Origin of the sequence: Rhodanobacter sp. Root627 (assembly GCF_001427835.1) — a bacterium.
In the GTDB taxonomy this organism is placed as follows: domain Bacteria; phylum Pseudomonadota; class Gammaproteobacteria; order Xanthomonadales; family Rhodanobacteraceae; genus Rhodanobacter; species Rhodanobacter ginsenosidimutans.
Genome location: NZ_LMGW01000001.1, coordinates 619377 through 635137, shown reverse-complemented (window position 1 = coordinate 635137; position 15761 = coordinate 619377). Strand labels below are relative to the sequence as shown.

At 65.5% G+C, this 15761-nt stretch carries 11 protein-coding genes; 4 read left to right on the top strand and 7 right to left on the bottom strand.

Going from position 1 to position 15761, the window contains the following annotated elements; all coding sequences use genetic code 11:
* Positions 1 to 140: 140 nt before the first annotated feature.
* From ASD68_RS03065 to ASD68_RS03055, 3 genes are all read left to right on the top strand, one after another.
* The gene (locus ASD68_RS03065) at positions 141 to 863 is read left to right on the top strand and encodes a pirin family protein (RefSeq protein ID WP_056603270.1); all 723 of its coding nucleotides are present in this window, start codon (positions 141 to 143) and stop codon (positions 861 to 863) included.
* Positions 864 to 977: 114 nt separating this feature from the next.
* Positions 978 to 1325: a RidA family protein gene (locus ASD68_RS03060; RefSeq protein ID WP_056603267.1), complete on the top strand. Its 348-nt coding sequence runs from the start codon at positions 978 to 980 to the stop codon at positions 1323 to 1325.
* Between the two features lie 178 nt (positions 1326 to 1503).
* A complete protein-coding gene (locus ASD68_RS03055) occupies positions 1504 to 1758 on the top strand; it encodes a hypothetical protein (RefSeq protein ID WP_056605078.1) in 255 nt (84 codons plus the stop codon).
* A 24-nt stretch (positions 1759 to 1782) separates the two neighbouring features.
* Here the strand turns inward: ASD68_RS03055 and ASD68_RS03050 are convergent, their stop codons facing one another.
* The 4 genes from ASD68_RS03050 to ASD68_RS03035 all read right to left on the bottom strand — a co-directional run bounded on the left by ASD68_RS03050 (position 1783) and on the right by ASD68_RS03035 (position 8441).
* Entirely contained in the window at positions 1783 to 3312 is a 1530-nt protein-coding gene (locus ASD68_RS03050) for a glycoside hydrolase family 30 beta sandwich domain-containing protein (RefSeq protein ID WP_056605075.1), read from the bottom strand.
* Positions 3313 to 3461: 149 nt separating this feature from the next.
* Complete coding sequence (locus ASD68_RS03045) at positions 3462 to 6428, bottom strand: TonB-dependent receptor (protein ID WP_056603265.1); 2967 nt, start codon at positions 6426 to 6428, stop codon at positions 3462 to 3464.
* Between the two features lie 229 nt (positions 6429 to 6657).
* Complete coding sequence (locus tag ASD68_RS03040; RefSeq protein WP_056603262.1) at positions 6658 to 7497, bottom strand: endonuclease/exonuclease/phosphatase family protein; 840 nt, start codon at positions 7495 to 7497, stop codon at positions 6658 to 6660.
* 71 nt (positions 7498 to 7568) lie between these two features.
* A complete protein-coding gene (locus ASD68_RS03035; protein ID WP_056603259.1) occupies positions 7569 to 8441 on the bottom strand; it encodes an MBL fold metallo-hydrolase in 873 nt (290 codons plus the stop codon).
* An 88-nt stretch (positions 8442 to 8529) separates the two neighbouring features.
* Here ASD68_RS03035 and ASD68_RS03030 point away from each other — a divergent pair, with 88 nt between their 5' ends.
* Positions 8530 to 9432: a LysR family transcriptional regulator gene (locus ASD68_RS03030; protein ID WP_056603255.1), complete on the top strand. Its 903-nt coding sequence runs from the start codon at positions 8530 to 8532 to the stop codon at positions 9430 to 9432.
* Positions 9433 to 9479: 47 nt separating this feature from the next.
* Here the strand turns inward: ASD68_RS03030 and ASD68_RS03025 are convergent, their stop codons facing one another.
* The 3 genes from ASD68_RS03025 to ASD68_RS03015 all read right to left on the bottom strand — a co-directional run bounded on the left by ASD68_RS03025 (position 9480) and on the right by ASD68_RS03015 (position 15566).
* The gene (locus tag ASD68_RS03025; RefSeq protein ID WP_056603252.1) at positions 9480 to 10727 is read right to left on the bottom strand and encodes a mechanosensitive ion channel domain-containing protein; all 1248 of its coding nucleotides are present in this window, start codon (positions 10725 to 10727) and stop codon (positions 9480 to 9482) included.
* Between the two features lie 78 nt (positions 10728 to 10805).
* Positions 10806 to 12107 carry an MFS transporter gene (locus ASD68_RS03020; RefSeq protein ID WP_200945317.1) on the bottom strand — a complete coding sequence of 434 codons (1302 nt, stop codon included), beginning with the start codon at positions 12105 to 12107 and terminating at the stop codon, positions 10806 to 10808.
* A gap of 303 nt (positions 12108 to 12410) precedes the next feature.
* Complete coding sequence (locus tag ASD68_RS03015) at positions 12411 to 15566, bottom strand: cellulase family glycosylhydrolase (RefSeq protein WP_056603249.1); 3156 nt, start codon at positions 15564 to 15566, stop codon at positions 12411 to 12413.
* Positions 15567 to 15761 lie beyond the last annotated feature (195 nt).

The window sequence follows — 15761 nt, the reverse complement described above, 5'->3', positions numbered from 1 at the left end:
AGCATTCCATCATCTTTATTGAACCGGATGGCGACTCTAATATCGCACTCCAGACGCAGCAACCGCTCGCTTACGCAATGAATTCCGCGACACGCCAAAGCGGGCGACCCACGCTGCCACCCATCAATGAGGAGAGCACCATGATGCAAGTACGCAAGGCTTCCGACCGCGGCGTGGCGGAACACGGCTGGTTGAGCTCGCGCCACACCTTCTCGTTCGCCAGCTACATGGATCGCGCGCAGATGGGCTTTTCCGACCTGCGCGTGATCAACGAGGACCGCGTGGCGCCGGGCCAGGGCTTTGGCAAGCACCCGCACCGCGACATGGAGATCTTTTCCTACGTGCTGGAAGGTGCGCTGGCGCACAGCGACAGCATGGGCACCGGCTCGGTAATCAAGCCCGGCGACGTGCAGTTGATGAGCGCAGGCAGCGGCGTGACCCACAGCGAGTTCAACGGGTCCGACGATGAGGGCGTGCATTTCCTGCAGATCTGGATCGCACCGGCAAAAGCCGGCGGCGAACCGGTGTACCAGCAACGCCACTTCGCCGAGACCGACAAGCGCGGCCAGTTGCGCCTGATCATTTCGCCGGATGGCCGCGACGGGTCGCTGCGCATCCAGCAGGACGCGTCCGTTTACGCCGGCCTATTCGACGCCGATGAAAGCGCCACGCTGACGCTGGACGACAACCGTCATGCCTACGTGCATGTGGCCCGCGGCAGCATCGAGCTCAACGGCGTGAAGCTGGAAGCGGGCGACGGCGTGCGTTTGCGCAACCCGCGCACGCTGCAACTGGGCAACGGCGGTAACGCCGAGGTGCTGGTGTTCGACCTGCGCCCGCAGGAGCTGCCGCAGATGCCGTGATGCACGGCGACGCGCCGGATGGCCAAACCGGCCATCCGGCGATGGCTCCCGTCGAGCTTCTACCGGCAACGCAATCCGGCGACAATGCGCGACCACTCCACAGGAAACCGCCCCATGATCCAGCGTTTCGATACCGGCCCGCGCATGTCCGAAATGACCGTCCACAACGGCGTGGCATACCTCGCCGGCCAGGTGGCCGAAGACGCCGGCGCCGACATCGTCGGCCAGACCGAACAGGTGCTTGCCGCCATCGACGCCCTGCTGGCGCAAGCCAAGACCGACAAGCGCCACATCCTGCGGGCGGAAATCTTCCTGGCCGACATGGCCGATTTCGCCGGCATGAACGAAGCCTGGGGTCGCTGGGTACCGCAAGGCAACACGCCTGCGCGCGCCACCGTACAGGCACAGCTCGCCAGCCCCGGCTGGAAAGTTGAGATCGTGATTACGGCCGCGATCGCCTGATCGATCGCCTGGTCGATACGTGCGCATGAACGCCTGAAAATCCGGTCCGTCCCGCCGCCTTGCGCGCAGGATGGGCCGGCATGCGCCGTCCGCGAATCCGGTGGCCTTTGGGGAGCGCTCACGCAGGGGAATGCCATCATCGCGCTGCAAACTCCGACACTGCAGCGGGCGCACCCTCATGTTGCAACTCAATCCACCGCTTCCACTGAACACGCCCAAAGGCGAGGGCTTCGCCCATTTCCTGATCGACTACGGGCCTGAGTCGGATCTTTACTGGACCGTGTTCATCACGGCCACGGGGGAAATCTGGACGTTCGCCAACCACGAGGTCCGGGCCAGCAAGAACATCACGCTTGGCCGCACCCATCCACAAAAGCCGCAACCCGTCCCATCGGAAATACACCTGCCGGTGCCGATGTATCCGGTCGGCTGAGTCGCAGCCGCCAGCACGGCAAGCTTATCGGCGGGCAGCTTGCGTCGACGGGACGCTCATCTCGGCCGCTGGCCACACAAAAGTCGCGACGCTGCTCGGCGGCATGTCGTACGCGAAGCGGAGCGAGCCCTGGCTTACGGTCAGGTGGTTGATCTCGGCCTTGTCGTTCACCGCCACCAGCACCACCGAGCCATCGTCCGGATTCTGGAACGCCAGCTCGTGGATGCCGGTGTTGGTGTTGCCGGACTTCACCCGCGCGGCGCCCGGCAACACGAACCGGCTGAAGTGGCCGAAGGCGTAATACTCGTCATTGCGGCTGACCCCGCCGGTGGCCGAGTCGATGGTGACCACGCCCTTGCATTCGTCGCAGCCGCCGGCGTGCGGGCCGTGGTTCTGGTCCAGTGCCAGGTTCCAGTAGACGACGCCGCGTGCCCAGTTGCGCACGCTCTCCATCACGATATTGCGCGCAAACAACATCAGCTCACCCTTGCGCGCCGACGGCCAGTCGCCGCCCGAACACTCGGTGAGATAGGCGTCCATTTGCGGGTAGGCGTCATGCACGGTGGATTGCGCGCTGGGGTTGCCGCGATAGCAATGCCAGGCGATGCCGGCCATATGGCGTCGGGCATCGGGGTCGGCCAGAACGCTCAGCGACTCGCCGGGCGTATCCCAGTTGTGATCCCAACCCAGAATCACCGGCGCGTTCTTCCGACCTGCCAACGCGGGGCCGAGATACTGGCCGATCAGGCGCGCGCGCGCGGCGGTGGACACCTCCATCCCAGGATAGGTCAATGGCAAAAACGCCGGCTCGTTCTGCACGGTCAGCGCGAAAATGGGGATGCCGTAGTCCTGGAAGGCATCGACGAAACGCACCAGGTAATCGGCAAAGACCGATTCGTACTGCTCCAGCAAGGTGCCGCCGATCAGGTTGGTGCTGCTCTTCATCCACGCCGGTGCGCTCCACGGCGAGGCGATGATCTGCACATCGGGCCGCAGCGCCACGATCTCCTGCAACGCCGGGATGAGATAGGCCTGGTTCGGCACCACGTTGAAATGCTGCAAGCCGGGGTCGATCTCGCCGGCGGGCATGTCGTCCAGGGTGTAGTGCTGCAGCGAGAAATCCGACGCGCCGATGGTGACGCGCAGCATCCGGAAGTTGAGCCCCGGCGGCGGCCCGAAAAGCTCCTGCAACAGCGCGCTCCGCTGCGAGGCACTCATCGCGTTCTGGATCAGCCAGGCCGACGAGTCCGTCAGCGCCGCGCCAAAACCGACCATGGTCTGGTACTTGCGGCTGGGGTCGATGATCACATCGGCCGGCGCCGCCCTGGCATCGTTTTCACCAGCCATCACGTCGAACTGCCGCGCCAGGCGCAGGTGGCGATCGGCGGTGCTCACCCACACATGCACCATCACGCCAGTCGGCTGCAACACACTGGCAGTGATGTTCGCGAACAGCGGCGGGCGCGGCCAATGCAGCCCCGTCATGGCCAGCAGCGTCAGCAGGATCACCGACAGGAACGGCGTCCAGCGCCCTACCCCCTGGTTTTCATCCATGGCCAGCGCACTCACCACAGCCGATGGCTGCCTGGCGCCAGCATCCATCATGTTTCCGGCACCCGCGACGGTCGAACCCCCGTATCAGGCACCGATCGTTGGGGACTCTCATTTCGACCCGTCAAAAACTCGCGTGCAAGCCCTCCAGACTACAGCTTGTAGTTGATGCCGAACAGGATGGTGCGCCCCCAGGTGTCATATTCCAACGGGCGGGTGAGCGGCGCGTTGTTGGCCAGGGTGGACACCTGCACGGTCGAATCCGCCGAATTGGTGAGGTTGGTGACCTGCAGCAGCAGCGACAAGCCGTTGAGGCTGCCGTCGGTAAACGCGTAGCCCAATTGCAGGTCGGTCTGCCGGTTGGCCCGGATCTTGGTGTAGCCCAGCTGATCGAACAGCGCCACGGCCTCGCCGGTGAACGATGAGCGGTAGCGCTCGGCCACGCGTATCGAGAAGCCGTAGCGCTCGTAGAACAGTGCCAGGTTGGCCACCTTGCGCGACAACCCGGGCAAGGTCTTGGGGCCGCCGGGAATGGACGAGATGGACGACTTCGGAATCGAGCTGTTGGTCAGCGAGAAATTGGCCTGTGCGCCAAACCCTTCCAGTGCGCTCGCCAGCAGCCCACCTTCCAGCGCACCGGACAATTCCAGCCCGTCCATCTTGCCGCCGGTACCGTTCTGCGGCGTGGTGAACGAGCCGATGTTGCTGGTCGGCACCAGGGTGGGGTTGTCGTTGGTGTAGTTGGAAAAGTCGTAATCCAGCACGGTCTGCTTGTAGATGTAGTTCAGCAGGTTCTTGTGGAACACCGCCGCGGCCACATAGCTGGCCTTGCCGAAATACTTCTCCCACGACAGGTCGGTGCCAACCGCCACGTAAGGGCGCAGCTGCGGATTGCCGCCGCTCCCCGACCACAAGACCTGACCCGCGCCGGGCCCGTTGGTGATCTGCGACACATGCGCCGACGTCGCCACCTTCTCGTCATCGATGCGACCGCGCGCCATGCTCTTGGCCAGCCCCAGTCGCAGGTACTGGCGTTCGCCGATCTCCGCCACCAGGTTCAGGCTGGGCAGCACGTTGTTGTACGAGGCGCCATCGCTGATATTCCCGACCAGTGCATCGCCATTGGTCTGCAGCGCCCTCGACGATTGCTTGGTGCGCACGAACTGCACACCCAGGTTGCCGCGCAGCGGCACGCTGCCCAGGTGCGTGTCGAGGTTGAACTTCACGTAGGCCAGCGGCACCTTTTCCTCGACGGTGTAGTTGCGGCTCCAGTCGCCCTGCCCGTTCTTTTGCACGCGATAGAACTGGCCGCCGTACAACGCGCCCAGCACGTCGTAATTGAGGATGCCGTCGATGCCGCCGTAGCCCAGCGACGTGGGGCGATACAGCATCGCCGGGTCGACCGGCGCGCTGAGGTGCGCCTGGTACGTCTCCCTGGTGGAACCGTTGCCGTTGAGGTAGGCGAAATAGACGTCCGCATGCTTGGTCTTGGTGCGGTCCGACCAGGCCAGGCCCACGTCCATGTCGCTGAAGATCCAGCCCAGCGGACGGCTGGCCTGCAGCCGGAACGCGTGGATGGTGTCGTCCTGGTGGTCGAACTCGTCGCGGCCGTTGTAGCCATAGCCGGGCGGATCGCTCCACGGGCTGCCAGGGTCGGTGAACACCATCGTGGCCGGATCGGCCAGATCAACGCCGGGTGTGAAATGCGGATAGCCGAATGCGGCCGGCGTATCGAAATCCACGCTGGTGAAACCGCCATCGGCCAGACCGCTGAACAGGTAGGCGTCGTGCAGTTTCACCCGCGCGCTGGATGAGGACAGGTCGGCCATCAAGGTCCAGTCGCCCAGGTACAGCTTGTTGTTCCAGCCGATGGAATAGAGCTTGTCGTGCTCCCGGGTGTATTCGTTCTGCAGGATCGGCGCGACGCCGAGGATCGTGCCGGAGGTGACGATCGGCAGCGGCTCACCCGGCGCGGTTTGCACGTTGTCGTAGGACACATGGTCGTACGGACTGCTCGACCACTGCGCGCCGTTGGTGTAGCGGCGCTTGCTGAAGGTGGAGTAGTACATGTCCAGCTTGGAGTAGTACACGTCGTTCGGCGCCCACTCCACCACGGCCATCACGCCATTGCGCTTCTGCTTCTGCGACTGCGCGCGCAGCTGCATGCCTTCCTGCGAGATCACGTTGTCCGGCATGCCCGGCGTATGCGGGCCACCCCAGTTCTGGTCGATGCCGGCCGTACCGTTGTTGGCACTCCACCACCACGCCTGGTACTGCCGCTCCTGGATCGGCTGGTCGACCATGGACACGCCCAGCGCAATACCCAGGGTGTGGTTGAAGAACTGGTCGACGTACGAAAAGCTGGCACGGTGGCCACTGGTCCCTGTTCCCGTGCCGGGATTCATCGAGCCGTTGCTGTTGTGCGCACCGCGCAGGTTGAACACGAACGTCCGCTTCGACAGATCCAGCGGGTTGATGGTGTGCAGGTCGACCGTGCCCGACAGGCCCTGCCCGATCAGGCTGGCATCGGGTGTCTTGTAGATGGTCACGCCATTGATCAGCTCGGCCGGGTACTGGTCGTACTCCACGCCGCGGTTCTCGCCCACCGTGGCCTGCTCGCGTCCATCCAGCGTGGTTCCGGCAAAATCGGGCGACAGGCCGCGGATGGAGATGGCGTTGGCGTGGCCATCGGCGCGCTGGGTGGCCAGGCCGGGCACGCGCGCGAGGCTGTCGGCAATGCTGACGTCGGGCAGCTTGCCGATGTCCTCGGCCGAGATGGCCTCGACGATGTTGTTCGAATCCTCCTTGGTCTTCATCGAGCTGGCGATGCTGCCGCTGATGCCGGTGACCACCACCTGGCTCATGTCGGTCACCGTTTTTTCAGGCTTCTTCACAGGCCTTGTGGACGCGGCGCTGGTGTCGCCGGTGTTCGCATCGCCGGCTTTCTGCGGCACCGGTGTGGTGGTGCCGGTGCTCGCCGTCGGCGGTGTACCCGACGTTGTCTGCGCCGATGCGCTCTCCATGCCGGTGATGGCGAGCAGTGCCGCTGCACAGGCAACGGCCAATGGACGGAAACGGGCATGCGCCAGGGATCCCTGCAATGCACAACGCGACTTCATGATGGACGCCCTTCTTGTCGGTGGACCTTGTCAGCGGCGTCAAGCAGACCTGGCGCGCGGCACCTGTTGCGCACGGCTTCGCGTCCCGCATCCGGCATGCCGGCAAACGTGGCGGAGCTACCGTTCCGTCGCCGGCCACCGGGGAGCGCATACACGCGCCGCCCATGAGCAACGGCGACAAGACACCACGAGCGATGTGGAGATTATGAAAAGAAAGGCGCCACGCCCGTCAGCGACCGAACTGCGCCACCACCGGGAAATGGTCGGAGGGATAACGCGGGCCTTCATGCGCGTCCACCGTCTGGACGTCCAAAACCCGGAAGCCACGACTCAATATCCAGTCGATGCGCCGGTCCGGCGTGCCGGTAAAGTTGTGGAAGGTCCGGTCCGGGCCGGTGCGGTGCGGCGATGTCAGCCACGCGTCCTGCAGCGTGCGGGTCAGTTGCCGGTGCACGGGCGTCTCCGGCCCGCAATTGAAATCACCGGTGAGGATCACTCGCTCGTCGGCGGGAAGCCCGGCGATGCGCTTCAGGATCATGTCGGCGCTCAGCATCCGTGCATGCACGTCCTCCAGCCGATACGGGAAATGCGTATTGAAATACGCGAAGCTGCCGCCGCCCTCGCGAAAGCGGAACCGTGCCCAGGTGACCATGCGCGGGTAAGGCTGCCCCCAGGTCCTGCTGCCGGGCACGTCGGGCGTGTCGGAAAGCCAGAAATCACCGGAGCGTTCCACCTGCAAACGGTCCGTGCGATAGAACACGCCCATGTGCTCGCCCTTGCTGCCACCGTCGCGCCCCTGCCCGAACCAGGCGTAGCCCGGCAGATGCGCGGCAAGATACTCGCCCTGCTCCTCGGTCAGCTCCTGCGTGCCCAACACGTCCGGATGCTCCGCCAGGATCACCTTCACCATCAGCTCGCGCCGGTTCGCCCAGGCATTCATGCCGGTGTCCACCGGTACGCGCACGTTGAACGTCATGACCTTCAACGGCACTTCGGCAGCGATGCCCGTGTCGGCCATGCCAAGCATCGCCGTGCAGGCAAGCAGCGCAAACCAGTGGCGCAGATTCATCGCAAAACTCCGGCGTGACGTGAGGTCGAAACGCTGAGACTAGCGCGAAAAACTGCGATGAAACATCGCGATCAGACAAACGCCCAACCACCTTCGGCATGCGCATCCGCCCGCACCACCGACGTGCCGGGGAAATGCGAGCTGAAATACAGGCTGCCGTCGCGGATGGCGTCAAGTGCCCACGCGCGCGATCGGCGCGCCTGCTCGCCATCGGCGCAGAACACGGAGTTCCAGTGGGGATGGTGAAGTTGCAGCGGGTGGTGCATCACGTCGCCACCGAACAGTGCGCTCTCGCCACCGGAGGTCAGGCTGATCGACATGTGGCCCACGCTGTGGCCCGGCGTGGGATGAAAGCGGAAACCCGCCTCGATCTCTCCACCACGATCGCCCAGGCGTTGCACCAGCCCCGCCTCGATGAGCGGCTGCACGCTGTCGTCGAAGATCATGCGGCGCGGTGCGGCGGCCGGCGTAGCGTAGAAATCCTCTTCCGCCTGCGCGTAGACATGGCGCGCGTTCGGAAACGTCGGCTGCCAGCAACCATCGACGAGGCGCGTATTCCAGCCGACGTGATCCACATGCAGGTGTGTGAGCAGCACGAGGTCGACATCCTCCGGGCGCACGCCTGCGTTGGCCAGCCGCTGCAGGTAGCCGGTATTGAGCTGGTCGAAGACACGGTTGAACGGCCGCGACTTGCCGTTGCCGATGCCGGTATCGACCAGCACGACCAAACCATCGATGCGGATCAGCCAGCTGTGCACGCTCATGATCAGGGTCTGGTCGTCATCGGCAAGCATTTCCGGGTGCATGGCGTCGCGCCACGGGGCGACGGCGGATTCGCTCCAGTCGGGAAAAACCTTCGGGCCGGGCAGCGTGGTGAGCAGGCGGTCGGTGATGCGGGTGATGTGGGCGTTGCCCACGCGATAGATCGTGCTTTCGGTCGTCATGGCGGCATCCGAGAGAGGGAGTGCACTACGATGGGGGCCCGCGCGCGATGAGCGTTAGCGCCCCGCTTGCATACCCGGTATCCAACCCATGGATATGAAACGCGCCGATATCGGCCTGCTGTTGTCGCTGGACGTATTGCTCGACGAGCAGCACGTCAGCCGCGCCGCCAACCGTCTGAACCTCAGCCAGTCGGCGATGAGCAGCCAGCTTGCGCGATTGCGGGAATGGTTCGGCGATCCGTTGCTGATTCCGTCGGGCAATGGTCGTGGCATGGTCCTGACGCCACGCGCCGAGGCCTTGCAGGCGCCGCTTCGCGCTGCGCTGCAAAGCTTGAACGCTGCCATCGCAGCGAACGCGTTCGACCCGCAGCACGATGCCCGCACCTTCACCATCGCCGCCAACGACAATGCCTTTTCGGCGCTGGTGCGGCCGCTGGCGCAGGCGGTGTTGCGGGAGGCGCCGGGAATCCGTCTGCGCTGCATCGCGCCCGATTACGCCAACATGGCGCCGCGCATGGAGCGCGGCGACGTGGATCTCTACCTCGGGGCAGCGCGCATGGTGGCGCCCTCGTTGAAGCAACGGCTGCTGCTTCGCGACGACTTCTGTGTGGCCCGCCGGCATGACGATCTGGCGCCCATGGACATGGCCGTCTATACGTCGCGCCCGCACGTGCTGATCTCACCCGCCGGCCAGTTCTCCAGCATCATCGACGATGCGCTGGCCAACCTGCAGCAGCAACGCCGCGTGGCCATGACGGTGGCCACGTATACGCAGGCGGCCAGCATGGTGGCCAGCTCCGACGCCGTGGCCACCTTGCCCAGCGCGTTCCTGCGCAGCCTGGGTTTTTCGCTGCGCATCGATCCCCTGCCCTTTGCGCTCGACGCCTTCGACTACGCGATGGCCTGGCATCCGCGCGTGCACGACGATCCCGCCCACCGCTGGTTGCGCGAGCGCCTCCTCGCCGGGCTGCACGATGGTCCCGGCGCATAGGCGGGAGACGAAGCCGGCTTCACCTGACGCGCCGGCATCCGTTATCGCTACGCCGTGACTGCCGCACCTTCCGCGTCGACGCGATGCAGGCCGGCGCGCATGTCCGCGCCGGTCGGCTGCTGGAACAGCGACAAGCCGAACTCGGGCAGGATCGCGATCAGGTGATCGAAGATGTCGCCCTGCACGTTGTTGTGCGCCACAAAGCCGGTATCCACCGTGTAACCGTAGATCTGCAGCGGCAGGCCGGTGGGGCCGGGGTCCAGTTGCCGTACCGCCCAGAACAGGTCGGTGTTCACCCCGGGATGGGCCAGCACATAGGCCTGCATGTAGGCGCGGAAACTGCCGATGTTGCTGAGCCGGCGCTGGTTGATGGGCAACTTGCCCGCCTCGCCCTCGGCGGCATTCCACTGCGCTATTTCCTCCTGCTTGCGCTCGAAATAGCCGTCCATCAACTTGAACTGACGCAGGTGCTCGATCTCCTCGGGCTTCAGGAACCGCACGCTGGTCAGGTCGATGTTGAGCGCCCGCCGTATGCGTCGCCCGGTGGCGTACATGTGGCGGTAGTTGCGGTACGACTTGGAGATCAGGTGCCAGGTGGGCACGGTGCTGATGGTCTTGTCCCAGTTGACCACCTTGATCGTGTGCAGGGCGATCTCCACCACGTCGCCGTCCACGTTGTCGTCCGGCAACGAAATCCAGTCGCCCACTTTCAGCATGTCGTTGGAGCTCAGCTGGATGCTGGCCACCACCGACATGATGGTGTCCTTGAAAATCAGCAGCAGCACCGCCGACACCGCACCCAACCCGGCCAGCAGCGACAGCGCCGAGCGATCCACCAGCACCGCGATGATCACGATGCCACCGATCAGCCACACGAAAATCTTGACCAGTTGCACGTAGCCCTTGATCGAGCGCTCGCGCCCGCGCGGGCTGGCCTGGTACAGATCCTCCAGCGCCGACAGCGCGGCGTTGAGCGCCAGCACCACATACAGCGCGACCAGCGCCATCGTCAGCGTCGACACCAGGGTATCCACCAGCACGGGGACGCCCGGTACCCAGCCGATGCCGCGATGCAGGACCAGCATTGGCGCCACCTGCGCCAGCCGGCGGAAAACGCCGCGCTTTAGCAGTGCGTCATCCCAGTGCCAGGCCGTGCGCCGACTCACCGTCGTCATCACCCGCACGAGCACATGACGCACCAGCCACGCCACCAACCAGGCCACCGCCAGCAGCGCCACGCCACCCAGCACGGTATGCACCCACGCCGGTGCCAACAAAGCCTTCAAATCACCCATCAAGCCCTTCCGTCACACTGAAAACCGCCCCCTACTGTAAGGGCATGGACCGGGAAGGCCAACGCGCCGGCACAGCGCTCAGGTCACGCGTTCGCCTGCCGCCACGCGAACGGCGGTCACATCCGCCGGTGTCGGATGGATGCTCAAACGCGGGCGCCCGCCCGCCATCGAAAAGCGCAAGCGCCGATGTCGGACCAGATAGGTGATGGCTACCGCGGCCGCCGCCAACCCCGCCAGCGCACCGACACCCAACGCCCAGCGCGCACCGAAACGGTCGACCACCCAACCCACCAGCGGCGCCCCGATTGGCGTGCCCCCCATCACCACGGCGATGCGCAGCGCCAGCACCCGGCCGCGCATGGTGCGCTCGGTGGTGAGCTGCATCATCGAGTTGCTGGCGGTCATGAAGGTGAGTGCGGCCAGGCCCACGAAGAACAGCAAGATCGCGAACAGCAACGGGCTGGGCATCACTGCCGCCACCGCCACGGCGATGCCGAACGCGCCCGCGGACACGGCCATCAGCACCATGCCGGGGAACGGACGGCTGGCCGAGAACAAGGCGCCGCACATGGTGCCCGCTGCCATCGCCGAGGTCAGCAAGCCGTACTGGCCGGCATCGCCATGGAACACGGTGACCGACATGGTCGAGATGAAGATGGCGAAGTTGAAACCGAACGTGCCCAGCAGCAAAAGCATCACCAGCACCGCGATCAGGTCGGGACGCTGGCCCACGTAGCGAAAGCCGGCCAGCAGGCTGCCGCGCGTGCGTGGTGGCCGCGGCTCGACCAGCAACTCGTGCAGGCGAAGAAACCCCAGCGAGATCAGCACGGCACCGTAGGAGCCGGCGTTGATCACAAACAGCCAGCCCTCGCCCACCGCGGCGATCAACACGCCCGCCACGGCGGGGCCGAGCATGCGTGCCGCGTTGAACGAGGCCGAGTTCAGCGCCACCGCATTGGCCAGGTCGTCGTCGCTGACCAGATCCGACACGAACGCCTGCCGCGCCGGCGCGTCGAACGCCGTCACGCAACCGAGCAACAATGCAAAGCCATACACATGCCACAGCTGCACCACGCCGGTGAGGGTGACAAGCCCGAGGCCCAACGCCAGCAGGCCGGCCGCGCCCTGGGTGAGCATCAGCAGCTTGCGCCGGTCCATGTGGTCGGCGGCGAAACCGGACAACGGCAACAGCAGCAAGGGCGGCCCGAACTGCAACGCCATCACCGTACCCACCGCCGTGGCGTTGTGCTGGGTGAGCACGGTAAGCACCAGCCAGTCCTGCCCGATGCGCTGCATCCAGGTGCCCACGTTGGACACCAGCGCGCCAGCGGCCCACAGCCGGTAGTTGTAATTCCTCAACGAGTGGAACATGCGGTTCATTGCGTGCCTGACAACTCCATTGGCGCGTGGCCGCCGTTCAACCCGATGAAAGCCGCGCCGCGAACGCACGGCGAACGCCGCCGACGAACGAAAGCATCGGACCCGTGAGCATGGCGTGCCTGCAACACAGGCAGACGATGGAGCGGAGGCATGGGGACGGTTCGGGCACAAGGTGACGGCGGCAGGGATCGGCCGCCGTCGACAAGGTTACATGGTGTCGCCCGCAAGCTTCCCGTGCCAGACGTAGCGATGAGCAGCGGCGACGCAGCATCCGCCGCGAACAAGCTGCTCATCCGACGCGCACTACTTCGCTGCAGCAGGCTCTTGCGTCCCCGCGTTGTAGGAAGCCAGCACCGCCCCGCTCGCCCGATCGAGCAAGACCATCGCGCCACGCTGCGCGCCGAGGGTGAAATGGATCCTCGCGCCGGTGACGGTGTCCTTGATGTCGACGGTCTGGTCCTGCAGCGAATCGGAGGCAAAGCTGTACAGCACGGCGTCGTCGAGCACGGTGGGGAACGCCAGCACGCCCGGCGACAGCGGCTGCAGTTGGGTGAATGCGGGAGCGACACCGGCCTGTGCCAGCGCCCACGCATACAGCGCCGCCTGCGTGTCGTAGCCCTCGGCGAACGCCACCGGATCGGCCACCCAGATCAGCTTGCCCTTGCCGTGGCGCACGACCTTCAGCGAGGCGCCGTCGTCGAACCGCATGCTTTCAATCGGCGCCTGCTGCACGCTGGCGGGATAGCTCACCTGCAACGGATGGTCGCGACCCGGCAAGCTCAGCGTGGATTGCCGTACCGCGACGGGGAACACGTCCGCCTTGAGCTTCAACGGGGCCATCCGGTCGACCGCCTGCCAGTGCTCGTTGCGCTGCACCGGCCCGGACACCAGCAGGCAGCCACCGTCGGCCACGTAGTCGAGCAGGTGTTGCCATGCGTCGTCGGTCAGTGCCTGCGCCGCCGGCAGGATCACCAGTTTCGGCTGACCGAGTTCGGCCAGCCGATTCTCGGGCAGCAACCGCGCAGGCGTGTGGGTGTCGTAGGCCAAGGCGCGCAGCGATTTCTTCTGGGTCGCCATGGCCAGGTCGCGCATGCCGCTGTAGAGCAGCGACTGCGAGGTCACCATGGTGACGGCCGGCGCTTCGATGCGGGTGAAGCTCGCCGGGCTTGCCGCCACAAAACGGGCGAACCCGGCCAGCACCCGTGCCTCGGGCTTCTCGGTGCCGTCCACGCGGATCGCGCCGATCGGTGTCTCGTTGTCGTTGGCCATGCGGGCGTTGACGTTCCACACCCACTCGATGCCGCCCGCGCCCTGGGCGAACGAGATCGCCATCTTGCGCTCGAGTTGCCAGCCCTCGATCTGCGGAGAAAAGCGCAGCCGGTCGCGCTGATCCAACCGCCGCTGCTCACCCAGTTCCTGGATCAGCATTGGCTGGCCCGGCAATTTCGCCGACAGGCCCGCCCACAACGCGCTGTCGAAATCCCACCACAGATGCGTGGTGGTGAAATCCACCAGCGGCGAGAAAAACGCTGGCGACAAGCGCGTCGCCACGCCGCCCTCCTCCTGACCCACAACCACCAATTGATTGGAGCCGGCGTCGCGGAGCGTGGCGCGCATGTGTTTCACCCAGTCCTTGAAGACGGACTGGGTGAACAGGTAATAGTCGTAGACCTTCAGCGGATTGGCGCCGGCGCGCACGCCATCCGGATCGAATGCACCGGCGACGGGCAAGGCGAACGGATCGGCGGCACCTGCCTCGGGCGGCGCCACGTCCGGTTTCGACTGCAGCGCCCGCCCCTTGCCGAACGACGGCTCCGACCACGCCGCCAGCAGCGCGGCCTGATCCGGGTAACGCTGCTTCAGCCAGCGCCGCCACGCCTGCTGCTCCAGAGCGTCGCCCTGCGGCAGCGTCTTCCACAAGTTGGTGTTGGCACTGGGTTCGTTGATCAGGTCCCACAGCAGAAACGGCACGTCGTGGAAGCGCTGCACCAGCGAATGGACGAAGCGATCCTGCATGGCCAGCGCGGCCGGATCGAGATAGGCATTGCCGGCGCCGAACGTCTCGGGAAGGAAGGCGAACAGGTTGAACTGCACGGGAAGGTCATTTCGCCGCGCCGTCATCAGCATGGCCTCGACCGCGCGCAGGGTCGCCTCGCTGGCCGACTTGTCCGGGTTCACCAACCGGTTCCAGGCCGACCAGATGCCGGTGCGGATCATGTTCAATCCACCGGCGCGGATCTGTTTCAGGTCCCGGTCCCACACCCACACATTGGGTTTGCGCAGGTAGTCGCGATCGACATCGCCCGCCATGTAGGTGGTGCCGACCACCGGCAGCGGCTTGCCGTCGAGCTGGAAATAATCGCCGTTGACGGTGAGCTTCGGGCCGCTGCGCAGATACGCCAGGTCGCGCATCCAGAAGCCCGAACGATACGTCCACACCGGCGCACCGTTGCGCTCCAGCGTGGCCTCGACCACATGCAGGCCCGCGCCTTCGGCCGCCTGTTTCGGCAAGGTCACGGGCTGCGTGGGATCGGCCTTGAAGCTGTAGTGCTGGGCCGCACCGGTGTCCGCATGCACGCTGACCTTGAGCGTGTCGCCGGCCTCTACCGTCGTTCCACGCGCCGGCTCGAACTGGAATTGCAGCGCTTCGCCCTGCACGAACAGCGGCATGCGCGGGCGGAACGTGAAGCGGTCATCCTGCCGCAACGCCAGCGCCTGCAGTCGCTGCAGCAAGTGGGAGTTGGAGAAGGCATCACCGTCCGGATCGCAGGCCAGGAAGATCCAGCGCCCGCCCACGAAACGATGCTGCACGTGATCGACCAGCAACGCCGGCGCCGCCAGCTTGTGACCATCGCGCGCGCCCCAGGCCAGCGTGGTCAGAAAGGCATCCTCACTGCCGTTGTTGGCCGCCGTGTCCTTGGGGTCCATCACCACCGAAAGGCGGATCACCGGACTCCACGCCTGCTTCCAGCCGAACGCTGGCAGCGCCGGCGCCACATCCGCATTCGGCTCGAACTGCAGCGCCTGCGAACCGGGCGTGGCCTGCCAACCCTGGATGAAAAGCTCCAGCGACGCCGCCACGCTGGACTCGCGCAACCGCCACTTGCTGCCGTCGCGATAAGCCGCCCGCGTGAACGGCTTGCCGCCCAGCACGATCAGGTTTCCACCGCGGTCGAGGTAACGCAGGATGGACGGCCACGCCGCCTCGGGATAGGTCGAGCCATAAGGCAGCACGAGCAGCTTCGTCTGCGCCGAGCCGAGCGCCGCCTCGAGCTGTGCCGCGTTCACCATGCGTGCGTCGGGAAATCCTGCCGCCAGCGCCGCGGTGGGCACCGGCGACGTATCGGCCGCGGGAAAACCGGGCTGCTGGAAAACCACCGTTCCGTCAGCGGCCAGCGCGGCCGGCACGATGCAACCGCCAAGGACAATCAGCCACAGGAATCGCAGGAAGAAAGACATGGAACATTCCCCGGAAAAGTCGGCGTCGGCCCGATCAGGAGCCTGCAGAAAGTAGCAGCGCTTGCGCAATCGCCGGACGGCCCAGCCCAACCACCTTCCGCCGCGATCATGGTAGATAACGTTACCATGCCATGACGGATCATGGGCAACGTGGAACCAGGCGTTCTCCATCGCGCCACGTTGAAGAAGACCGTG